General features: G+C 67.7%; 24 protein-coding genes. 19 read left to right on the top strand and 5 right to left on the bottom strand.

Annotated elements, in window-relative coordinates; translation table 11 throughout:
- Positions 1–71: 71 nt before the first annotated feature.
- The 3 genes from ASD87_RS03190 (at position 72) to ASD87_RS03180 (ending at position 1088) form a co-directional block, all read left to right on the top strand.
- A complete protein-coding gene (locus tag ASD87_RS03190) occupies positions 72–458 on the top strand; it encodes a hypothetical protein (protein ID WP_056317042.1) in 387 nt (128 codons plus the stop codon).
- Positions 455–646 (top strand): helix-turn-helix transcriptional regulator, encoded by a 192-nt coding sequence (locus ASD87_RS03185; RefSeq protein WP_056317041.1) that lies wholly within the window; start codon positions 455–457, stop codon positions 644–646. Before ASD87_RS03190 ends, ASD87_RS03185 begins: the two co-directional genes overlap by 4 nt.
- A gap of 88 nt (positions 647–734) precedes the next feature.
- Entirely contained in the window at positions 735–1088 is a 354-nt protein-coding gene (locus ASD87_RS03180) for a YciI family protein (RefSeq protein WP_056317040.1), read from the top strand.
- Between the two features lie 42 nt (positions 1089–1130).
- Here ASD87_RS03180 and ASD87_RS27165 read toward each other — a convergent pair whose 3' ends face one another.
- The gene (locus tag ASD87_RS27165) at positions 1131–1283 is read right to left on the bottom strand and encodes a hypothetical protein (RefSeq protein WP_156403371.1); all 153 of its coding nucleotides are present in this window, start codon (positions 1281–1283) and stop codon (positions 1131–1133) included.
- A 214-nt stretch (positions 1284–1497) separates the two neighbouring features.
- Here ASD87_RS27165 and ASD87_RS03175 point away from each other — a divergent pair, with 214 nt between their 5' ends.
- The 7 genes from ASD87_RS03175 (at position 1498) to ASD87_RS03145 (ending at position 8986) form a co-directional block, all read left to right on the top strand.
- On the top strand, positions 1498–1911 hold the full coding sequence (locus ASD87_RS03175) for a YciI family protein (protein ID WP_056317037.1): 414 nt from the start codon (positions 1498–1500) through the stop codon (positions 1909–1911).
- Between the two features lie 41 nt (positions 1912–1952).
- Positions 1953–2360, top strand: a complete 408-nt coding sequence (locus ASD87_RS03170) for a VOC family protein (RefSeq protein WP_056317034.1) — start codon at positions 1953–1955, stop codon at positions 2358–2360.
- Entirely contained in the window at positions 2357–3655 is a 1299-nt protein-coding gene (locus ASD87_RS03165) for an RNA polymerase sigma factor (RefSeq protein WP_056317032.1), read from the top strand. The genes ASD87_RS03170 and ASD87_RS03165 overlap by 4 nt, the downstream gene beginning before the upstream one ends.
- Before the next feature lie 89 nt (positions 3656–3744).
- A complete protein-coding gene (locus tag ASD87_RS03160; protein WP_056317031.1) occupies positions 3745–4614 on the top strand; it encodes an AraC family transcriptional regulator in 870 nt (289 codons plus the stop codon).
- 122 nt (positions 4615–4736) lie between these two features.
- Complete coding sequence (locus ASD87_RS03155) at positions 4737–5696, top strand: DMT family transporter (RefSeq protein ID WP_056317030.1); 960 nt, start codon at positions 4737–4739, stop codon at positions 5694–5696.
- A 75-nt stretch (positions 5697–5771) separates the two neighbouring features.
- A complete protein-coding gene (locus ASD87_RS03150) occupies positions 5772–6419 on the top strand; it encodes a TetR/AcrR family transcriptional regulator (protein ID WP_056317026.1) in 648 nt (215 codons plus the stop codon).
- Positions 6416–8986, top strand: coding sequence for a PEP/pyruvate-binding domain-containing protein (locus ASD87_RS03145; protein WP_056317025.1), 2571 nt, complete (start codon positions 6416–6418; stop codon positions 8984–8986). The genes ASD87_RS03150 and ASD87_RS03145 overlap by 4 nt, the downstream gene beginning before the upstream one ends.
- Before the next feature lie 8 nt (positions 8987–8994).
- Here ASD87_RS03145 and ASD87_RS03140 read toward each other — a convergent pair whose 3' ends face one another.
- On the bottom strand, positions 8995–10473 hold the full coding sequence (locus tag ASD87_RS03140) for a HAMP domain-containing sensor histidine kinase (protein ID WP_056317024.1): 1479 nt from the start codon (positions 10471–10473) through the stop codon (positions 8995–8997).
- Positions 10470–11189, bottom strand: coding sequence for a response regulator transcription factor (locus tag ASD87_RS03135; RefSeq protein ID WP_056317023.1), 720 nt, complete (start codon positions 11187–11189; stop codon positions 10470–10472). Before ASD87_RS03135 ends, ASD87_RS03140 begins: the two co-directional genes overlap by 4 nt.
- Before the next feature lie 141 nt (positions 11190–11330).
- On the opposite strand from ASD87_RS03135, the gene ASD87_RS03130 reads away from it, so the two are divergent.
- The 7 genes from ASD87_RS03130 to ASD87_RS03100 all read left to right on the top strand — a co-directional run bounded on the left by ASD87_RS03130 (position 11331) and on the right by ASD87_RS03100 (position 15983).
- Positions 11331–11957, top strand: coding sequence for a cytochrome b/b6 domain-containing protein (locus ASD87_RS03130; protein WP_082586182.1), 627 nt, complete (start codon positions 11331–11333; stop codon positions 11955–11957).
- A gap of 12 nt (positions 11958–11969) precedes the next feature.
- The gene (locus ASD87_RS03125) at positions 11970–12758 is read left to right on the top strand and encodes a molybdopterin-dependent oxidoreductase (RefSeq protein WP_056317018.1); all 789 of its coding nucleotides are present in this window, start codon (positions 11970–11972) and stop codon (positions 12756–12758) included.
- Positions 12759–12799: 41 nt separating this feature from the next.
- Positions 12800–13126 (top strand): pentapeptide MXKDX repeat protein, encoded by a 327-nt coding sequence (locus ASD87_RS03120; RefSeq protein ID WP_056317017.1) that lies wholly within the window; start codon positions 12800–12802, stop codon positions 13124–13126.
- Between the two features lie 59 nt (positions 13127–13185).
- Positions 13186–13695, top strand: coding sequence for a peptide-methionine (R)-S-oxide reductase MsrB (gene msrB / locus ASD87_RS03115; RefSeq protein ID WP_056317014.1), 510 nt, complete (start codon positions 13186–13188; stop codon positions 13693–13695).
- A gap of 34 nt (positions 13696–13729) precedes the next feature.
- A complete protein-coding gene (msrA, locus tag ASD87_RS03110) occupies positions 13730–14443 on the top strand; it encodes a peptide-methionine (S)-S-oxide reductase MsrA (protein WP_056317011.1) in 714 nt (237 codons plus the stop codon).
- A gap of 72 nt (positions 14444–14515) precedes the next feature.
- Positions 14516–14806, top strand: a complete 291-nt coding sequence (locus ASD87_RS03105) for a hypothetical protein (RefSeq protein ID WP_056317005.1) — start codon at positions 14516–14518, stop codon at positions 14804–14806.
- 91 nt (positions 14807–14897) lie between these two features.
- Positions 14898–15983, top strand: coding sequence for a diguanylate cyclase (locus ASD87_RS03100; RefSeq protein WP_235512593.1), 1086 nt, complete (start codon positions 14898–14900; stop codon positions 15981–15983).
- Here ASD87_RS03100 and ASD87_RS03095 read toward each other — a convergent pair.
- Complete coding sequence (locus tag ASD87_RS03095) at positions 15973–16866, bottom strand: LysR substrate-binding domain-containing protein (RefSeq protein ID WP_056317002.1); 894 nt, start codon at positions 16864–16866, stop codon at positions 15973–15975. The two genes, ASD87_RS03100 and ASD87_RS03095, sit on opposite strands and share 11 nt — an antisense overlap.
- A 147-nt stretch (positions 16867–17013) precedes the next feature.
- On the opposite strand from ASD87_RS03095, the gene ASD87_RS03090 reads away from it, so the two are divergent.
- Both ASD87_RS03090 and ASD87_RS03085 read left to right on the top strand, forming a co-directional pair.
- Complete coding sequence (locus tag ASD87_RS03090; protein ID WP_056317001.1) at positions 17014–17409, top strand: RidA family protein; 396 nt, start codon at positions 17014–17016, stop codon at positions 17407–17409.
- Between the two features lies 1 nt (position 17410).
- Positions 17411–18595, top strand: coding sequence for an NADH:flavin oxidoreductase (locus ASD87_RS03085; RefSeq protein ID WP_056316998.1), 1185 nt, complete (start codon positions 17411–17413; stop codon positions 18593–18595).
- An 18-nt stretch (positions 18596–18613) separates the two neighbouring features.
- On the opposite strand, the gene ASD87_RS03080 is transcribed toward ASD87_RS03085, so the two are convergent.
- Positions 18614–19987 carry an amidase gene (locus tag ASD87_RS03080; protein ID WP_056316994.1) on the bottom strand — a complete coding sequence of 458 codons (1374 nt, stop codon included), beginning with the start codon at positions 19985–19987 and terminating at the stop codon, positions 18614–18616.
- Positions 19988–20004: the final 17 nt, after the last annotated feature.

The raw sequence follows: 20004 nt of genomic DNA, 5'->3' as shown, positions 1-20004 counted from the left end.
AAAGGACACTTGACACCCCGCCCGCGCCCCTCCAGAATGTCAAGCACGCTTTACATCAACAAGGGCTTTTCATGAATCAACACCAGGCCAAGCACCGCTATTTCAAGGAACTGGGCATCGCGCTGGCGCTCTATGTCGTGCTGCTGGCGGGCGCACTGCGGCTCAGTCTGGACATGCCGTCCGGCATGCTGCGCACCGTCGTGCTGCTGACCCCCATGCTGGCGTTCCTGCTGGCGCTGCGCGCCGTGGTGCGCGCCGTTCGCCGGTCCGACGAATTCATCCGCAAGACCACGCTGGAACACCTGGCAATCGCCGCTGCCGTCACGGCGGGGGTCACGTTCACGTATGGCTTTCTGGAGATCGCGGGCTTTCCCAAACTGAGCATGTTTGTGGTCTGGCCGCTGATGGGCGGGGTCTGGGCATTCACGACCATCGTCGACACGCTGCGCCATCGATGAAAAACCGCATCCGCGAATTGCGCGCCGAACGCGGCTGGAGCCAGGCGGCGCTGGCCGAACGCCTGGACGTGTCGCGCCAGACCGTCAACGCCATCGAGACGGGGCGATACGATCCGAGCCTGCCGCTCGCCTTCGCCATTGCCCGGGTTTTTCAGGCCTCGATCGAATCGATCTTCCAGGAAGACTGAGCCCCGCCGCCTTGGCGCGCGCGCGGGGTCGGCGGTAACCTAGCAGGCCCGCCGTTCGCGGCGTCTGCAGTTTGCTCCGGGAGTCCCCATGTCTTTCCTGCTGCTGATCGTAGAACCGGTGGGCCAACGCGCCCAGCGCACGCCCGACGAAGGCCGCGAGGCCTACGCGCAAATGGTGCGATACGCCGAATCGCTGCAGTCGCGCGGCCTGCTGACACGCGCCGAATCCCTGAAGTCCGATGCCGAAGGCGTGCGGCTGAGCATCCGCGACGGCGAACGCCAGCTGATGGACGGTCCCTACGCCGAAGCCAAGGAAATGATCGGCGGATTCTTCCTGCTGACCTGCGAGACCCGCGAAGAAGCGCTGGCGCTGGCGGCCGAGTGTCCGGCCGCCCAGTGGGCCACGGTCGAGGTCAGGGAACTGGGGCCCTGCTTCATGTGACGCAGCACCGGCCCGGCAGTCTGGCGCGGGCCGGCGCCCGCATCAGCAATTGCCCTTCTTGGCCTGTCCGGGCGGACAGAAGCCGCCCCGGCCGCCGCCATCGTGCGGGTCGACGACCACCGAACCTTGCGGCGTGTACACGGCACAGCCGGACAACAAGGATGCGACAAGGGCGAGACCGAACAGAACTTTCATCGTGGGTGCTTCAAAGGGTTGGGGACGGAAGCGAGTGTATGAGAAGCGCCTGCAACAAGGGCTGGACCTTCGTAACCAGGTGCTAGGACGGCAGCGAAGGCCCGCCGCCTAAGTGTTATCCCTGATATTTCGGTATTGATGTCGATCCGCGGCATCCGCGTTCGTCGTACCTGTACAAGCGCCCCTCCGGGCCTTGCCTACCCAGGAGATTCAGATGCGATTCATGATCATCGTCCGGGCCACGCCCGATAGCGAAGCCGGCATGATGCCGGACGACAGCCTGCTCGCCTCGATGGCGACCTATCACGAAGCCTTGGTCAAGGCGGGCGTGTTGCTGGATGCCAACGGATTGCAGCCGACCTCCAAGGGCTGGCGCGTGCGCTATGACGGAAGCGGCGAACGCAAACTGATCGACGGCCCGTTCGCCGAAACCAAGGAACTGATCGCCGGCTACACGATGATCCAGGTGCGCTCGCGCGAAGAGGCGATGCAGTGGGCGATGCGCTTTCCGTCGCCCTTCCCCGGACAACCCTGCGAGATCGAGGTGCGCCAGGTGTTCGAACTGGATGACTTCGAACCCAGCCAGGAAGTCGAGCGCTTCCGCCAGATGCCCGCTCCCAGCCTCTGAATCCGACGAGCCAACCCCTGACAATTCCAACGAGACACGCCATGCACAAGCAGATCTTCGTCAACCTTCCCATCAACGACATGCAGAAGTCCCAGGCATTCTTCAAGAGACTGGGCTACAGCTTCAATCCCGATTTCACCAACGACCAGGGCGCCTGCATGGTTGCGGGCGACAACCTGTACGTCATGCTGCTGGTGAAGGACTTCTTCAAGGGCTTTACCGGCAAGCCGGTGGCCGATGCCACCCAGACGACGGAAGTGCTGGTCTGCCTGTCGTGCGAAAGCCGGGCCGAGGTCGACGACCTGGTGGCGCGCGCCGTGGCGGCGGGCGGCTCGGCGCCGCGGGCGCCGCAGGATCACGGCTTCATGTACGCGCACGGGTTCGAGGACCTGGACGGGCATATCTGGGAACTCGTCTACATGGTTCCCGGCGACGCGGCCGGCGCATGACGATCGCGGCCACGCATCGCGCCATCGAAGCAGTCTGGCGGATCGAATCCGCCAGCGTCATCGCGGGCGTGGCGCGCCTCGTGCGCGACGTGGGACTGGCCGAAGAACTGGCGCAGGATGCGCTGGTCGCCGCGCTGGAACGCTGGCCCCAGACGGGCGTACCGGACAATCCCGGAGCATGGCTGATGACCACCGCGAAGAACCGTGCGCGCGACCGGCTGCGGCTCGATGCGCTGCATACCCGCAAGCACGAGCAGATCGGCCATGAACTCGAGGCGTTGCAGGCGGACGTGGAGCCCGACTTCGTCGACGCGCTGGACGCGGCACGCCAGGACGACATCGGCGACGACCTGCTGCGCCTGGTCTTCACGGCCTGCCATCCGCTCTTGTCCACCGAGGCGCGCGTGGCGCTGACGCTGCGCCTGCTGGGCGGACTGACCACGGCGGAAATTGCGCGCGCCTTCCTGGCATCGGAATCGGCGATTGCGCAGCGCATCGTGCGCGCCAAACGCACCCTGTCCGCGGCCAACGTGCCGTTCGAGGTGCCGTCGGCGGCAGACCGGGCGCCGCGCCTGGCGTCCGTGCTGGAGGTCATCTACCTGATCTTCAACGAGGGGTACTCCGCAACCTCGGGCGACGACTGGATGCGGCCCGGCCTGTGCGACGAAGCGCTGCGCCTGGCGCGTATCCTGGCCGAACTGACGCCGGCCGAAGGCGAAGTGCACGGCCTGGCCGCGCTGATGGAATTGCAGGCATCTCGCCTGCACGCGCGCACCGATGGCCAGGGCCGGCCCGTGCTGTTGATGGACCAGGACCGGCGGCGTTGGGATCCGCTGCTGATCCGCCGCGGACTGGCGGCGCTGGCGCGCGCCGATGCGCTGGGCGGCGCGCGCGGTCCCTATGCGCTGCAGGCCGCGCTGGCCGCCTGCCACGCCCAGGCCCGCACGCCCGCGGAAACCGACTGGCCGCGCATCGTGGCCTTGTACGACGCGCTCGCCCAGGCTGCGCCGTCGCCGGTGGTGGAACTGAATCGCGCGGTCGCCATCGGCATGGCGTTCGGCCCGCAGGCCGCGCTGGACCTCGTCGATCAACTGGCTTCGGACCCGTCATTGGCGAACTACCACTGGCTGCCCAGCGTGCGCGCCGATCTGCTGGCCAAACTGGGGCGCGGCCCCGAGGCGCGCGCCGAATTCGAACGCGCGGCGGCGATGACGCGCAACGCCCGCGAACGTGAGTTGCTGCTGGCGCGCGCGCAGGAGATGCCGCAGGAGTCGGACGGCGGCCCTGCGAATTGAGGCGTGGGGTCTAAGGCGCGGGGTCTAAGGCGTGGGGCTCTAAGACTCAGGGTGGAGGCCCGCCGTGACGGCGTGCTTAAATCCCACGCATGCAACCCCTCGACGCCGCCCCTCCCGATATGGCCGCGCCCCCCATCACGGGCGTGCCGGCGGCGTTCGACCATCCCAATGACCGCGCGCAATTTCGCCGGCCGGCCCACCAGCCCGGCGTCGAGCTCTACCGCGCGCACATCATCCGTCACGCGTTCGAACCGCATACGCACGAGGCCTTCGGACTGGGCGCCATCGAATCCGGCGTCGAACGATTCCGTTATCGCGGCGCCGACCATCTGGCGCCGTCCGGCTCGCTGGTGCTGATGAACCCGGACGAGCTGCACACCGGGCGCGCCGAAACGGAAGGCGGCTGGCGCTACCGCATGGTCTACATCGAGCCGGACGTTGCCGCGCGGGTCACGGGAGAACCGGGCTGGTGGTTCGGCGCGGCGGTGGGACATGATGCCACCGCAGCGCAACGCGTGACGGCCTTGCTGGATACGCTGTGGCACGCGTCCGAGCCGCTGGCGTTCGACAGCGCGCTGCACGCGCTGCTGGTCCAGTTCCGGCCGCATGCCCGCGTGCCGCGCCCGGCCGCCGCCCAGGGCGCGCCGCGATTCGCCCACGTCATCGAGTACCTGCGCGCGAACCTGTCGCGGCGTCTGACGCTGGACGAACTGGCGGCGCAAGCCGGATTGAGCCCCTTCCATTTCCTGCGCAGCTTTCAGGCGCACCATCACGCCACCCCGCAGCAGATGCTGATGGCGCTGCGGCTGTACGAAGCCAAGCGCCTGCTGGCTGCGGGCATGCCGCCGGCCCAGGTCGCGCTCGCGGCCGGCCTGACCGACCAGGCCCATCTGACCCGCGCGTTCTCGCGCCGCTACGGCATCACCCCCGCGCGCTATCAAAGGCAGGCGCACGGCTAGTGACGCACGGTTAGTGGCGCACGGCGAGTGACGCACGGCGAGTGGCCCCACACCGCAATCTCGTACAAGATCTGCCCCGCGCCGCTGGCTAGACTGCCCGCATTCACGACCTGGAGCAATGTATGTGGGCTGGAACCCTTTACGCCCTGGCCGCGGGCCTGATGTGGGGGCTGGTCTTCATCGGGCCGCTGCTGCTGCCGGAATACCCCGCCGCCCTGCAATCCGTGGCCCGCTATCTTGCCTTCGGCCTGATCGCCCTTCCGCTCGCCTGGCTGGACCGGCGCAACCTGCGCCGCCTGACCCGCAGTGACTGGATCGAGGCGGTCAAGCTCGCCGCCATCGGCAACCTGCTGTACTACCTGTGCCTGGCCAGCGCCATCCAGCGCGCCGGCGGCCCGGTCCCGACCATGATCATCGGCACGCTGCCCGTGGTCATCGCCATCAGCGCCAACCTGCGCAATGCCCGGCGCGACGGCCGGCTGCCGTGGAAGCGGCTGGCGCCGTCGCTGGCCCTGATCGCAATCGGCATCGGCTGCGTCAATCAGGTGGAGCTGCAGGCGCTGCGCCAGGCGCCGGACGCCGACCTGTCGCGCTACGCGATCGGCGCCGTGCTGGCGCTGGGCGCGGTCGTCTGCTGGACTTGGTATCCGCTGCGCAACGCCGACTGGCTGCGCGACCATCCCGGCCGAAGTCCTCGCACGTGGGCCACCGCGCAGGGCGTGGCCACGCTGCCGCTGGCGCTGGCGGGCTACGCGCTACTGTGGATCGGCATGTCGGCCGCCGGCAGCCGTTTCGACATGCCGCTGGGTCCGCGGCCCGACGTGTTTCTGGGGCTCATGATCGCCATCGGGCTGTTCGCGTCCTGGCTTGGCACGCTGTGCTGGAACGAAGCGAGCCAACGCCTGCCCACGGCGCTGGCCGGTCAGCTCATCGTGTTTGAAACACTGGCCGCGCTGGCGTACGCCTTTATCCTGCGCGGCGCCATGCCGGCGCCATTGACGCTTGTCGGCATCGGCTGCCTGATGGTCGGCATTCTGCGGGCGGTACGCGTGAAACCCGAGCCCGCCGCGGCGGAGGCCTGACGCCTCTTGCCGACCGCCAGCACAAATAATTAGACGTCGTATAATTTTCAACGTCGTCTAATTATTGAATCCGCCATGCCCTTCTCTTCTTTTCTTTCGCCCGCCGCCGACGCTGCCGACGCCGGCCGCCGCGAACGCAAGCGCCAGCAGACGCTGGACCATCTGACGCAGACCGCATGGCGGCTCTTCGAGGCCCTGGGGTACGACGCGATCACGATGGAGCAGATCGCCGCGCAGGCGGACGTGTCCAAAGGCACGCTCTACAACCACTTTCCCGTCAAGGAAGCGCTGCTGGCGCACCGCTTTCACGCCGAGTTGGCGGCGTCCCTGGCCGAATTGTGGCCGGCGCTGAAGGCGCTGCCCACGCTTGCCGCGCGGCTGACGCGCCTGCTGCATGCCTCGGCACACTGGTCCGAATCGCACCGCGCCTATCTTGGCCCTTACCTGCGCTACCGCTTCGCCAGCATGCAGACCACCGGACGCGACGACGAACGCCATCCGCGCAGCGGCCTGCAGCGTGTGTTCGCGACGTTGATCCAGGACGCGCAAGCGGCAAACCAGGCCCGGTCAGACCTGGACGCGGACCTCTTGGCGCACCACCTTCAGTTTCTTTACCTGGGCGCGTTGCTGCGCTGGCTGGACCAGCCAGGCGCATCGCTCAAGCAGGAATTTGACGCCGCCATCACCCTTTTCGTGGACGGCGTCGGCGGTAGCGCGGCATGAGCGCCCTGGTGCTGGACTGGGCGGCGGCGGCCGAATCCGGACCGCAAGCCGCGGGCGGCAAGGGTTGGCAACTGGGCCGCCTGGCGCAGTTCGGCGTGCCGGTGCCGGACGGCTTCGTGCTGGCCGCGCAGGCCAGCCACGCCCATCAGCCGGGCCGGGACGTGCCCGACGCCGTGTTGAACACGCTGCATGAGGCCTTGTGCGAACGCGGCTGGCTTGATCGTCCTCTGGCGCTGCGCTCGTCCGCGCCGCAGGAGGACTCCGCGCGCGCCTCGTTTGCCGGCATCCACTTGTCCTGCCTGAACGTGCGGGGGCCCGAGGCGGTTCGCCAGGCGCTGCGGCGCATCTGGGATTCGCTATTTACGCCCCAGGCTAAGGCTTACCGTCAGCGTCTTGACCTGCCGGCGGACGGCGCGGGCGGCATGGCAGTGGTGGTGATGCCGATGATCGACGCGGTGGCCTCGGGCATCGCCTTCACCATCGATCCCGCGACGGGCCGCCACGACGAGATGGTCATCCACGCGAACTGGGGCTTGGGAGAGTCGCTGGTGAACGGCGAGGCGGACGGCGACGCCTACCACCTGCGCGAGGATTACCTGCGCCAGGCATGGCCCGTCGCGCGGCGGCGCATCGGCGCCAAGCGCCTCGCCACGACGCCGGCCGCGAACGGAGGAACGCGGCTCAGCGACACGTCCGCCGCGCGCGCCGCGCAGGCCGTGCTGACGGATGCCCAGGCCGAAACGCTGGGCGACATGGCTCGCGACGCCGCCCGCGCGCTGGACTACAGCGGCGCCGGCTACGACATCGAGTGGGCGTGGGACGGCGAGAGATTCTGGATCGTGCAGGCCCGGCCCGTCACCGCGTCCGCGCGCCACACCTATCCCGCATTGCAAGGCCAGCCCGACTATTGGTCGCGCGGCAACACGCGCGAAGTGTTGCCGCAGGTGATGTCGGCAATGGAATGGGATGCGGGGCGCGTCATGGCCCAGCGCATGCTGACCTGCGGATTCGAACTGAGCGGCTACGAAACCCTGCCCGGCGTGCGGCTGGCCGCGTTGCTGCATGGCCGCGCCTATCTCAATGCCTCGGTCATCCAGTGGGTCGGCTACGACGCGCTGGGCGTCAAGCCCCGCGACATGAACGCGCTGCTGGGCGGCGCACAGCCCGAAATCCACGTGAAGCCGCTGTCCCTGGGTCAGCGCGTGCGGCACGGCCTGCGCATCGTGCGCTATCTTCGCCGTGCCGCGCCCCTGCGCCGTCACGCCGCCGCCAACCTGCCCCGGCTGCTGGCCCGCGCGCAGCAATGGCTCAGGGCACCCTTGCCGGCGTCCAACCCCGCGCTGGGCGCCAGCTTGCGCCAGCAGTTCGAAACCGTGCTGGCCGCGGATGAACTGTTCTTTTTGCAGGGCTCGGGGGGCGGGGCGCTTTCCAAGCTGCTGGAACTGGTCGAGAAAGCCGTGCCCGGCGAAGGCCATGCGCTGACCGCCGCCCTGATGGCAGGCGGCGACCCCAGCGTCACCGCGCAGCAGGGCTACGCCCTGATGACGCTGGCCCAGCTGGCGGCCGAGGACGCGCAGGCGCTTGCCTGGCTTCGCGCGCCGGACCGCGTCGACGCCGCGTGGGCCGAGGCGCTGCCAGGCGTCAGCCCCTTCAAGACGGCCTTTGCCGAATTCCTGGACCGCTACGGCCACCGCGCCGTGTACGAAACCTACCTGCGCAACCCGCGTTGGCGCGAGGCGCCGGGCTATTTGCTGAACAGCGTGCTGAACCTGATCGGCGCCGATCCGGCCGCCCTGCGCACGCGGCAGCGCGAGGCCGCGCAAGCGGCATGGCGCCGCGTGCGCCGTGCCTTGCCCTTCTGGCAGCGGCCGCTGGCGGCCAAGCTGCTGGCCGCCTCCCGCCTGGAAGGCAACCAGCGCGAGGCGGCGCGCAGCGTGCTCGTGGCTTACCTGGCCGTGGCCCGCCGAAGCGCGCTGGAACTGGGTCGCCGCACCGCCGGTCCGCACGGGCTGGCCGCGCCCGACGACGTCTTCCACCTGAATGCGGCCGAGATCTTCGCGCTGGCGGACGACCGGATCGGCGCGGCGGCGCTGGGCCGGCGCGCCACGGCCCGGCGGGCGCAATTGCAGGCCTGGTCGGCCCTGCCCGATCTGGATGTCATCACCGATCACGCCGGCGCCACCCCGCAAGCCCGCGAACAGGAAGCGCGCGCGCCTGCGGCCGGCGCAATGAACGCCTGGCGCGGCACGCCGGTGGCCGGGGGCCGCGCGCGTGGGCGCGCGTTCGTGGCGCGCACGCCCGACGAGGGCCTGGCGATGCCGGCCGGCGGCATCCTGGTCGCGGCGTCTTCCGACCCGGCGTGGACGCCCCTCTTTTTGCGCGCGGGCGCGGTGGTGATGGAAGTCGGCGGTTATCTGTCGCACGCCGCCATCGTGGCGCGCGAATTTGGCATCCCCGCCGTGGTCAGCGTCCACGGCATCCTGCAAGACGTCGCCACCGGCGATGTGCTGGAGGTGGACGCGGTGCGCGGCATCATCCACCGCGTGACGGGCGAAGCGCCCGGCTGATATGTCGTTCAGGCGGGCGTTGCCGCCGCAAGCTCGAATTGAAACACCGCCCCGCCCTCGGCGTCGTCGACCAGCCGGATCTCGCTCTGGTGCAGTTGCAGGATGCGCTGCACGATCACCAGCCCCAACCCGCCGCCCTCGCTAGGCCCCCGGTTCAGCGCCGAGGCGCGCGTGAATAGTCCGGCACGCAATTCGTCCGGAATGCCCGCGCCGGAATCGCTGACCTGCACGCGCACGCGGTTGCGCGCCAGACCCAGCTGCAATTCGATCCGGCCGCCCGGCGGGCTATGGCGGATCGCGTTGTCCAACAGGTTCGTCAGCACACGCTCGATCAGGCCCAGGTCCGCACGCACGGGCGGCAGCGCCTGCGCGATGTCCGTGGACAGCCGCTGCTGGCGCGCCTCGGCGGCCAGTTCGAACTTCTGCATCACGTCCTGCACCAGTTCAGGCAGCGAAAACGTCTCGGGCTCAAGGCGCACCAGTCCGGACTCCAGCCGCGCCAGTTCGAATAGCTCCTGCGCCAGCCGCCCCACCTTGCGGCTTTGCGCCAGCGCGATATCCAGATAGCGGCGGCGCTCGGACGGCGCAAGCGTCTCGTCCTTGAATCGCAGCGTTTCCAGATACCCGTGCAGCGATGTCAGCGGCGTGCGCAGATCGTGCGAAATATTGGCGACCAGGTCCCGGCGCTGCTGGTCCTGGCGCGTCAGTTCCCGCCACTGTTCCGAGATGCGCCGCCCCATCTGCGCAAACGTGCGCCGCAGCACCGCGATCTCGTCGCCATTGCGGGCGGCCGCGTCGCCCGGCTGCTCCAGCGCGGCCAGCGCCTGGCCGTCGTCGCTCTCAAACGCGCGCACCGCGCGTGTCAGCCCCCGCAACGGCCGCGTGATGAGCGCAAACGCGGCCAGCCCCGCCACCAATCCCAGCAAGGCCACCAGCGCGATCGACCAGAGCGTGGTGCGCAGTACCGAACTGCGCGACACATCCATCGCCAGCGCATCATGCGCCTGCCCCTGCAGCACTACGTACACATAGCCCTGTTCGCGCCCATCCACGCGCACGGGCGCGGCGCTGAACACCTTTTGCGCATCGGCGCTGCGCGGATCGTCGCCCGTGATAGGCAGCATCCCCCCGGCCAGCAGACGCTTGACCGGACCGAGGTCCACGCGTTCGCGCTTGATTTGCCCGGGCGGCGCGGCGTCGCCCACGATGCGGCCATCGCTCGACAGCAGATAGACCTCAACCGCGGGATTCACGGTCATCAGCATGTCGAACATCGACCGGACCGCGCCCGGCTTCCAGCCGCTGGCGTCCATCAGTTCGGTGGAACCGGCGATGTGCTGCGCCAGTCCGCTGGACAGCCGCTGCACGACCTCCTGTTCATAGCGCGAGTTGGCCGCGATCTGCAGCCAGGCGGACGCGCCGCAGCAGGCAAGCAAGAGCAGCGCAAACACGCCCGACAGGCGCTGGGTCAGGGTGAAGCGCTTCATGGCTGTCCCCCTGGCGCGGCCGCGAACTTGTAACCCCGGCCCCAGACCGTCAGGATGCGCTGCGGGTCGGACGGGTCGGCCTCGATCTTGGTGCGCAGCCGGTTGATATGGGTGTTGACCGTGTGCTCGTATCCCTCGTGCTGGTAGCCCCACACCTGGTTCAGCAGGTCCATGCGCGAGAACACCTTGTCCGGATGCCGCGCAAAAAAGTGCAGCAGGTCGAACTCGCGCGGCGTGAGATCCAGCCGGCGCGCATCCACGTCCACCGTCCTGGCGATGGGGTCGATCGACACGCCATGGACGGACAGGCTGCCGGCCTCCTCGCGCGCATTGCGTTCGATGGCATCGCTGCGGCGCAGCAGCGCACGCACGCGCGCCACCAGTTCCAGCATCGAGAACGGCTTGGCCAGGTAGTCGTCCGCGCCCAGTTCCAGCCCCAGGATGCGGTGCACCTCGCTGGAGCGCGCGCTGGTGATGATGATGGGGGTGTAGCGCGCCATCGCGCGTGCCCGCTTGCAGATTTCCAGGCCATCGATGCCCGGCAGCATCAGATCCAGCACCAGCGCATCCCAGCCGCCTTCTTCAAGCAGGCGCATGCCCTCGTTGCCGTCGGCCGCATGCTCGACCGCGTAGCCCTCGTCGCGCAGGTGCAGGCGCAGCAGTTCGGCAATGTGGGCGTCGTCTTCAACTATCAGTACGCGGCGGGGCGTATCCATGGGGCAACCTGGGGCGTGAGCGATGCGCCTATTGTCGCCAATCGGCGGGGGCCAAAGTTCACATTTAATTTAACTTTGCGTGAGGACTTCGGTATTGGCGCCGGGGAAGAATGCGTCCAACGACATTCACCGGAGACCGCCATGATGGCTCCACCTGCAATCGAACAAGCGCCGGGCGCCCCTCAGCCGGCCATACACCCCCGCTGGTTGCGGGTCACGCATTGGCTGAACGCCCTTGCCGTGGTCATCATGGCCATGAGCGGCTGGCGCATCTACAACGCCGCGCCCTTTTTCGATTTCACCTTTCCCAACGGCATCACGATGGGCGGCTGGCTGGGCGGGGCTTTGCAGTGGCACTTTGCCGGCATGTGGCTGCTGGTGGCCAATGGCCTCATCTATATGGCGTTGAACGCCGCCAGCGGCCGTCTGTGGCGCAAATTCCTGCCCGTCAGCCCGGGGGGCGTGGTCCGCGACCTGCTGGCCGCGCTGCGGGGCCGGCTGTCGCACGCCGACCCGCGCCGCTACAACCAGGTGCAGCGCCTGGCGTACCTCTTTGTGATGGTGGACATCGCCGTGCTGGTGTTGTCCGGCCTGGTGCTGTGGAAGTCCGTGCAGTTCGGCCTGTTGCGCGACCTGATGGGCGGCTACGAGGCCGCGCGGCGCGTGCACTTTTTTGCAATGGCGCTTTTGGCCGGGTTTGTCGCCGTGCACCTGGCAATGGTGGCGCTGGTGCCCCGCAGCCTGCTCACCATGATCCGCGGCAAATAGGGAGAGCCTGCCATGACCGATAAACGACGCCTTCTGCCGGGCCTGGACGCCCCGGCCATCCTGCGCGAAGCCGGGAAACTGCTGGACAAGCGCGTCGAGCAGCCGTCCCGCCGCGCCTTCCTGCGCCGTGGCCTGACACTGGGCGGCCTGGCCATGCTGTCGGGGTGCTCGCTGTCCGACGACGAGAGCGTCGAACAGGCGCTGTCGGCCGTCTCCCGCTTCAACGACCGCGTGCAGGGCTGGATCTTCGATCCCGCCAAACTTGCGCCAACCTATCCCGAATCCATGATCACCCGGCCGTTTCCCTTCAATGCCTTTTACGGCATCGACGAGGTGCCGCAGGTGGACGAGGCGTCGTTCCGGCTGGAAGTCACCGGCCTGGTGGCCGACAAGCGCCGCTGGCGGCTGGACGAGCTGCGCGCGATGGCGCAGGTGGATCAGGTCACCCGGCACATCTGCGTCGAAGGCTGGAGCGCCATCGGCAAATGGGGCGGCGTGCCGTTCGCGGATTTCTTGAAACGCGTCGGCGCCGACCTGTCGGCCAAGTATGTCGGCTTCAAGTGCGCCGACGACTACTACACCAGCATCGACATGCCCACCGCGCTGCATCCGCAGACGATCCTGGCCCTGACCTACGACGGCCGGACGCTGCCCCCCGAGTACGGCTTCCCCATGAAGCTGCGCATGCCTACCAAGCTTGGATACAAGAACCCCAAGCACATCCAGGCAATTTTCGTCACCAACACCTACCCGGGCGGTTACTGGGAGGACCAGGGCTACAACTGGTTCGGCGGAAGCTAGGTGAATTCCCTTCTTTTTTCCCCTGAACAAAGGAACGCATCATGAGCAAACTGACCACCGCCGCCCTGTCCCTGTGCCTGGCCTTTGGCGCCACGGCCGCCCAAGCCGCCGACACCATGGGCAAGGAAGGCATGAGCAAGAGCGGCATGTCCAAGGAAGCGCCGTCCCAGGACGGCATGAAGAAGGACTCGATGTCTCGCGATGGCATGTCGAAGGGCTCGATGTCCAAGGATTCGATGTCCAAGGACTCCATGTCGAAAGATTCGATGTCCAAGAATTCGATGTCCAAGGATTCCATGTCCAAGAATTCAATGTCCAAGGACGCGATGGGCAAGGATGGCATGTCCAAGGACGGCATGCAGAAGTAAACCCGCGCGGGGACCGCGTGAACCGGTCCCCGCCTGAACGAACCCGCACGGAATTCGCCATGAACCTCAAACGCAGACACTTTCTGGGGCTGGGCGGCGCGGCAGCCGCCGCCGCGGGCCTTGCCCCCTTGCTGGCCGCGCGCGGCGTCAGCGCGCAGGCGGCCCCGGCCACGGCATCGTTTCCCTACACGCTGACGGACGCGCAATGGCGCGAACGCCTGACGCGCGAGCAGTATCAGGTGCTGCGCCGCGACGGCACCGAGCGCCCCTACTCCAGCCCGCTCAACGACGAACACCGCAAAGGCACCTTCGCCTGCGCCGGCTGCGAACACCCCTTGTTCTCCTCATCGACCAAGTTCGACAGCGGCACCGGCTGGCCCAGCTTCTGGCAGCCCTTGCCCAGCGCCGTCGGCGAAACGCGCGACCGCAGCTTCGGCATGGTCCGCATCGCCGTCCATTGCGCCAACTGCGGCGGCCATCTGGGCCACGTGTTCGACGACGGCCCGCGCCCCACCGGCCTGCGCTATTGCATGAACGGCGTGGCCATGACCTTCGCCCCGCAAGCCTGATCCGCGATCTGCATTCCTGAAAGGACCCGACATCATGTCCAAGCATCCCCCCCTGCGCCGGCTCTGCGCCGCGCTCGCCACCGCTGGCGGCCTCCTCATTTCAAGCGCCACGCCAGCCGCCGAACGGGCCTTCATCATCCCGCCGCCTGCCGCGGACCAGGCAGCCAGTGCGGCGGCAACCGCCACGCAGGAAAAAGCCGTCATCGCAGGCGGCTGCTTCTGGGGCGTGCAGGCCGTGTTCCAGCACGTGAAGGGCGTAAGCAACGCCGTATCGGGATATGCCGGCGGGCAGGCCGGCACGGCCAACTACAACGCCGTCGGCAGCGGCCGCACCGGTCACGCGGAAGCCGTGGAAATCACGTACGACCCCCGGCAGATCAGCTACGGCCAGCTGTTGCAGATCTACTTTTCGGTCGCTCACGATCCCACCCAGCTCAACCGCCAGGGCCCCGACCACGGCACGCAGTATCGATCCGCCGTCTTTCCCGCCAATGACAGCCAGCGCAAGGTGGCCGAGGCGTACATCGCGCAGCTCAACAAGACGGGGGTGTATCCCAAAGCGCTGGCCACCACCATTGAACCGCTGCAGGCGTTCTATCCCGCCGAGGACTATCACCAGGATTATCTGGTGCGCAATCCGAACAGCCTGTACATCGTGATCAATGACATGCCCAAGGTGGAGAACCTGGCAAAGACGTTTCCGGATTGGTGGCGCGACAAGCCGGTGCTGGTGGGTGCGAAGCATTAAATTGGGGACGCCTGAGCGCCTGACAGCGAGCAACGTAAAATGTCAGGCTTCCAGCCTCAATATGCTTCTCATATGAACCTTGATCGCCTGCGTCGCGAGTTTCCCGACTTCGACATCACCACCCTGCCGCCCCTTCCCGAAGGGTATTCAGACTCATCGAGCTATATCGATGCAGCGCCTTCATTCACGAACGAGGCGCGTGGACTGAAGGTGTACGTCGACTACGCCAACTATGCCGACCGGGAATCCGGCCGGAGCCAGCGCTTCTGTGTGTCGCGCTACGACGAGGAAGCTGACGACTACGAGGACCTCGCCCTGTCGACCAACGATTGGGACGAGGTCACGCGCTTCCTGGCCACCTGAGCGTCCTGGCCGCGCCGCCACGTCACCCGAGGACCCGATGGCAGGTTCGCAAGTCCGAGTAACGCTGTCGCTGATCGCACCCGCGCTGCTATTGATCTTCGGCGTTACCTTCCTCGCCATCTGGTTCTTCTTCCATCGCAAACGTTTTCTGCTGCACCTCGCCGCAGGCTGCGCGACGTTTGCGTGCGGAGCGGTTTCACAAGTTCTGTACGTGCCCCGCGACACGGGGCTCAACGCGCTGGTTTCGGGGTTGCTGTACACGGCGGCGGCTTGCCTGGTCGTGCAGGGCGTCCTTGAACGCGCACGCGTTCGCCTTCCCTGGACCGCGTATGGCCTCTATGGCGCGGCGATCATGGCCGCGCTTTGGTACTTCTTCTACGTCGATCGCAACCTGCTCGTGCGCGTTTACGTGCTTAATGCAGGCTTCGGATTGCTGTTCTGCTACGCCGCGTGGCGCATGCGGCGCGCTTCGCGTCAGCGCCCGATCGACAAGGCGCTCTTCTTTGTGGTGCTGCTTTTCGGCCTGCACTTTGTTCCGCGCACATTGCTCAGCATGGGCAAGCTGGCGCCACAGGGCGCGCTTGCGTTTGCCGACTCGGCATTCTGGCAAACGTTGCAGCTTTCTCTAGCGGTATTCAGCGTTGCGCTGGCGCTCACGCTGCTGATTGCGATTGCAGCCGACGCCATTGACGAGGTCCGCAAGGAAGGCGACAAGGATTGGCTGACGGGCGTCTACAACCGGCGCGGCTTCGAAACACGCGTGCGCACGCTCCGATCGAACGGACACGCCCCGGTGGCGCTCATCGTCTGCGATGTGGACAATTTCAAGCGCATCAATGATCTGCATGGGCACCAGAGCGGGGACAAGGCGCTCACGCAAGTGGCCAAGGTCCTTGAACAAGCGGTGCGTAAGCACGACGTGCTTGGGCGCATCGGCGGCGAGGAATTCGGCATCTTCCTGCCAGACACCGATCTGCCCGAGGCCCTGCGCTACGCGGAACGCCTGCGTGCCGCGGTGGAGCAAACCGTGCGGGATCCGGGCGGCGAGGCACCGATCACGATCAGCGCGGGCGTGGCGCACACGGATCGCTTTGAATCCTGGGAAGCGATGTATCAAGAGGCTGACGCCAAGCTCTATCAAGCCAAGCGGGCCGGCCGGAACCGGATCATGGGCTGACGGGGTTTGCCTGCCCCTTCAGCCACCCCGCCACCGCCTGAACCGCCCCCGACGCCTCCCGCCCGGCGAACATCGCCAGGTGATACGTGTGCCCGTCGATCTCGGGTCCGAACGGCTGCGCCAGGTGCCCCGCCCGCAACTCATCATCCACCAGCGCCAGGCTGACCAACGCGATCCCGTGCCCGGCCACCGCGGCCTGTATCGCATGGCCTTCATCCGAGAACCGCAACTGCCCGGCTTCCGGCGGCAGCGGACGCCCGGCGATCGCGAACCAGCGCTCCCACGTCGGGTTGTCGGGTTGCGCGCGCTTCCAGTCAAAGCGGATCAGCGGCACCCGCGCCAGATCGTCGGGCGAGACGACGCCCAGGCGGGGATTGGCCACCGGTGCGAACCGGTCGGTGAACAAGGGCTGCACCGCCAGCCCGGGGTATGGCCCCCGGCCATAGCGGATGGCGATGTCGACGGCGGACGAGCGCAGGTCGACGAGGTCGTCGCTGGCCTGCAGCTGCAGATCGATATCCGGATGCCGGCGCCGGAAATCGGCCATGCGCGGCACCAGCCACTTCACGGTGAACGCATTGGTCGCGGAAATGCTGACCTGCGCGCGCGTGCGCTGCTGCGTCAGGCGCGCCAGAGTCGCCTCGAATTTGTCGAAGCCATCACGCAGCACCGGGTAAAGCTGCGCCCCGGTGTCGGTCAGCGTCACCCTGCGCACCTGGCGATCGAACAGCGCCAGGCCCGTCCCTGCTTCCAGCGCGCGGATCTGATGGCTGACGGCCGTGGGGGTGACGGCAAGTTCCTCGGCGGCGGCCTTGAAGCTGCCCAGGCGCGCGGCGGCCTCGAAGGCGCGCAGCGCGGAAAGCGGGAGGGACCGGCGTTGCATGGGCGGGGCTCACATAGATGAATTTTTCTCGTCTTATAGCTGACAAACGAACCTTTGTCACGGCCAGGCCGGAATTCTAAATTTCAGTCACTGGGCGGCGCATCAACCGACAACCCCCGTCCGGATATAGATGAAGGAATTCGCATCATGCTCAAACAGGTCATCACCCAGCCCGACAACTACGCGCCCTTCCTGCTGTCGCAGGGCATCCAGTTCGGCAATCTGCTTTTCATCTCGGGCCAGGCCGGCGCCGCCGACGACGGGAAGATCGTGGACGGCGGATTTCTGGCGCAGGGCGAACAGGCGTTCAGTAATCTGCGCCGCGCGCTGGAAGCCGGCGGCTCGCGCCTGGAGGACGTCATCAAGGTCACCATCTTCGTGACCGACATGGGGCATTTCGACGACGTGGTTGCCCTGCGCCGCAAGTTCTTTTCGGCGCCCTACCCGGCCGACACGATTGCCGAGATCAAGGCGCTGTACGATCCGGCCGCGATGATCGAGATCGAGGCCATCGCCGCGGTCCGCCCCACGGAGGGCCGCTGACATGACCGCCGCTACCGATCCACGGCAAGACGCGCAGCCCGCGCCCGCCGGCCTGTTCACGCCGCTGCGGGTGGGCCGCGTGGACCTGCCCAACCGGCTGGCCGTCGCGCCCATGACCCGGGTCAGCGCCACCGCCGATGGCCTTGCCACGGCGCAGATGGCGGGCTACTACGAAGCGTTTGCGCGCGGCGGGTTCGGGTTGGTCATCACCGAAGGCATCTACACGGACAAGGCCCATGCGCAGGGGTACCTGTTCCAGCCCGGCCTGGCCGACGACGCGCAGCGCGATGCGTGGCGGCCCGTGGTGGACCGCGTGCATGCGCAAGGCGGGCGGATCTTTGCCCAGCTCATGCACGCCGGTGCGCTGTCGCAAGGCAATCCGCATCGTCCCGGGACAAAAGGCCCATCGGCCGTGTTGCCGGCCGGGCAGCAGATGACCTTCTATCGCGGCCAGGGTCCGTACCGGATGCCGCACGCGATGAACCTGGACGACATCGCCGAGGTGGTCGAAGGCTTTGCGCAGGCGGCCCGCCGCGCGCAGGAAGCGGGATTTGACGGCGTCGAGATACACGGCGCCAACGGATACCTGCTGGACCAGTTCCTTACGCGCCATACGAATCAGCGCGAGGACGGCTACGGCGGCAGTCTGGAGAACCGGCTACGGCTGACGGTGGACGTCATCCAGGCGGCGCGCCAATCGACATCGGGACACTTCGTCGTCGGCGTGCGCACCTCGCAGGGCAAGGTGAATGACTTCACCCACAAGTGGGAAGGCGGCCAGGACGACGCGGCGCGGATCTTCGGCGCGCTGGGCGCGGCGCCCATCGATTACGTGCACACCACTGAGTTCGAGGCCTGGCGACCCGCCTTTGGCGACAGTGACCCCAGCCTTGCGGCATTGGCGCGCCGCCATGTCCGGGTACCCGTGCTGGCCAACGGATCCCTGCACGATCCCCGGCAGGCCGAAGCCCTGCTGGCGCGCCAGGACGCGGATTTCGTGTCGCTGGGGCGCGGGGCGCTCACGCACGCCGACTGGCCCGCCCGGCTGCGCGCGGGCGCGCCGCACGAGGCCTTTGACCGGGGACTGCTGGCGCCGATTGCAGACCTGGACAACGCAGCGCGTCACCGGGCGGCGGCTGCGCCTGGCGCGGGCCGTGTTGAAAGCGCGGCCGCCGGGCACGCCTGAACGCCCCAGCGCGCCGGGTCAGCCGGGATGCCGCAACGCCTGGAAAATCCAGGTGCCGATGCCGGTGATCGCGGCGTCGCCATGCGGCAATCCCATCACCTGCAGTCCCAGCGGCAGACCATCAACGGCCATCAACGGCACATTGATCGCGGGCGCGCCCAGCAATGACGACGCGCAGGCAAACGAGACGTCGCCCGTCGGATACCGGGTGTCGCGGATGTCGGCCGCAATGGGCGCCGCGCCGCACGCATTCAGGCTGACCAGCGCGTCGCATTGCGTGGCCAGGGCCGCCAGGCATTGGCGCGCGTGTTCGCGCAGCAGCAGGCATTCGCGGTAGTCCGCCAGTGTCATGGCGCGCCCGCTTTCCAGTTGCCGCACCAGGCTTGGGCCGAGCGTGTCGGGATGATTGGCGACCAGGTTGGCCAGCGACCAGCGCTGTTCCCAGGAAATGAGCCGCAACGACAAGGGCGCCGCTTGCGAGATGGCGCGCTCCAGCGCATCGACCAGCGCCGAATCGCCGCGCCGGATGATCGACACGCCTTGCCGCGAGAGCGCGTCCAGGGTGGCCTCGAACGCCTGACGGGCCTGCGGTTCGGCGCGTGTCCACCCCTCGGTTTCCAGCGCAACGAGCCGCGCCGGCTTGCGTGCGGCCGGCGCCTGCAGCGGGCCATAGAGGCCGGGGTGGCCGGGATCGCCGCCCGCCCGCAGGGCAATTTCCGCCGCCGCCGTCCACATGTCTTCGACGGAATTGGCATGGATGCCGATATGCGCCTGGCTCAGCCCCAACCGCTCGCCGCGATTGAGCGCACCGAACGTCGGCTTCAAGGCCCAGTTGGCGTTGTAGCTGGCCGGCCGCAATACCGACCCCACCAGTTGCGAACCAATGGCCATGGGCACCATGTTGGCGCCCACCACGGCGGCCGACCCGCTGGACGATCCGCCCGGCGTGCGCCGCGGATCGAACGGATTGGTCGTCGGGCCGGGGTCCAGAAACCCCAGCGCCGTGGTGACCGTCTTGCCCAGGATGATCGCGCCGGCATCGCGCAGCGCACGGACCACGGCGCTGTCGTTCTTGGGGAAGTTGCCGTCAAAAGCGGCGCAGCCCATCTGCGTGGGCATGTCGCGCGTTTCGATCAGGTCCTTGATGCCGACGGGCATGCCGTCGATGGCGGACAGCGGCCGGCCGTCACGATAGCGCTGGGCGCTGGCGTCGGCGGCGGCGCGGGCGCCCGCCTCGTTCAGGACGACCCAGCCCTTGAGCTGGCCCTCCCGCGCGGCAATCACTTCCAGGCAGCGTTCCAGATAGTCGCGGGGCGTGTCGCGGCGGTCGGCAAACGCAGCGCGGGCGTCATGAAAAGTCAGGGCAGCGTGGGTGCTGGGATCGTAGGTCAAGGCATGGCTCCGGTGGT

The sequence above is a fragment of the Achromobacter sp. Root170 genome (assembly GCF_001428165.1).
GTDB lineage: Bacteria > Pseudomonadota > Gammaproteobacteria > Burkholderiales > Burkholderiaceae_B > Achromobacter > Achromobacter mucicolens.
The sequence above is the reverse complement of the archived record's forward strand: the minus strand, read 5'-3'. Positions and strand labels throughout refer to the sequence as shown.

What these genes read in the sequence shown, in the direction of transcription:
- ASD87_RS03170 (WP_056317034.1), top strand. Translation starts at nt 1,953, where the DNA reads ATGCACAAGCAGATCTTCGTCAACCTTCCCATCAACGACATGCAGAAG.
- ASD87_RS03130 (WP_082586182.1), top strand. Translation starts at nt 11,331, where the DNA reads ATGATGGCTCCACCTGCAATCGAACAAGCGCCGGGCGCCCCTCAGCCG.
- ASD87_RS03180 (WP_056317040.1), top strand. Translation starts at nt 735, where the DNA reads ATGTCTTTCCTGCTGCTGATCGTAGAACCGGTGGGCCAACGCGCCCAG.
- ASD87_RS03105 (WP_056317005.1), top strand. Translation starts at nt 14,516, where the DNA reads ATGAACCTTGATCGCCTGCGTCGCGAGTTTCCCGACTTCGACATCACC.
- ASD87_RS03155 (WP_056317030.1), top strand. Translation starts at nt 4,737, where the DNA reads ATGTGGGCTGGAACCCTTTACGCCCTGGCCGCGGGCCTGATGTGGGGG.
- ASD87_RS27165 (WP_156403371.1), bottom strand. Translation starts at nt 1,283, where the DNA reads ATGAAAGTTCTGTTCGGTCTCGCCCTTGTCGCATCCTTGTTGTCCGGC.
- ASD87_RS03145 (WP_056317025.1), top strand. Translation starts at nt 6,416, where the DNA reads ATGAGCGCCCTGGTGCTGGACTGGGCGGCGGCGGCCGAATCCGGACCG.
- ASD87_RS03120 (WP_056317017.1), top strand. Translation starts at nt 12,800, where the DNA reads ATGAGCAAACTGACCACCGCCGCCCTGTCCCTGTGCCTGGCCTTTGGC.
- ASD87_RS03090 (WP_056317001.1), top strand. Translation starts at nt 17,014, where the DNA reads ATGCTCAAACAGGTCATCACCCAGCCCGACAACTACGCGCCCTTCCTG.
- ASD87_RS03125 (WP_056317018.1), top strand. Translation starts at nt 11,970, where the DNA reads ATGACCGATAAACGACGCCTTCTGCCGGGCCTGGACGCCCCGGCCATC.
- ASD87_RS03165 (WP_056317032.1), top strand. Translation starts at nt 2,357, where the DNA reads ATGACGATCGCGGCCACGCATCGCGCCATCGAAGCAGTCTGGCGGATC.
- ASD87_RS03175 (WP_056317037.1), top strand. Translation starts at nt 1,498, where the DNA reads ATGCGATTCATGATCATCGTCCGGGCCACGCCCGATAGCGAAGCCGGC.
- ASD87_RS03160 (WP_056317031.1), top strand. Translation starts at nt 3,745, where the DNA reads ATGCAACCCCTCGACGCCGCCCCTCCCGATATGGCCGCGCCCCCCATC.
- ASD87_RS03185 (WP_056317041.1), top strand. Translation starts at nt 455, where the DNA reads ATGAAAAACCGCATCCGCGAATTGCGCGCCGAACGCGGCTGGAGCCAG.
- ASD87_RS03190 (WP_056317042.1), top strand. Translation starts at nt 72, where the DNA reads ATGAATCAACACCAGGCCAAGCACCGCTATTTCAAGGAACTGGGCATC.
- ASD87_RS03150 (WP_056317026.1), top strand. Translation starts at nt 5,772, where the DNA reads ATGCCCTTCTCTTCTTTTCTTTCGCCCGCCGCCGACGCTGCCGACGCC.
- ASD87_RS03095 (WP_056317002.1), bottom strand. Translation starts at nt 16,866, where the DNA reads ATGCAACGCCGGTCCCTCCCGCTTTCCGCGCTGCGCGCCTTCGAGGCC.
- ASD87_RS03085 (WP_056316998.1), top strand. Translation starts at nt 17,411, where the DNA reads ATGACCGCCGCTACCGATCCACGGCAAGACGCGCAGCCCGCGCCCGCC.
- msrA (WP_056317011.1), top strand. Translation starts at nt 13,730, where the DNA reads ATGTCCAAGCATCCCCCCCTGCGCCGGCTCTGCGCCGCGCTCGCCACC.
- ASD87_RS03140 (WP_056317024.1), bottom strand. Translation starts at nt 10,473, where the DNA reads ATGAAGCGCTTCACCCTGACCCAGCGCCTGTCGGGCGTGTTTGCGCTG.
- msrB (WP_056317014.1), top strand. Translation starts at nt 13,186, where the DNA reads ATGAACCTCAAACGCAGACACTTTCTGGGGCTGGGCGGCGCGGCAGCC.
- ASD87_RS03135 (WP_056317023.1), bottom strand. Translation starts at nt 11,189, where the DNA reads ATGGATACGCCCCGCCGCGTACTGATAGTTGAAGACGACGCCCACATT.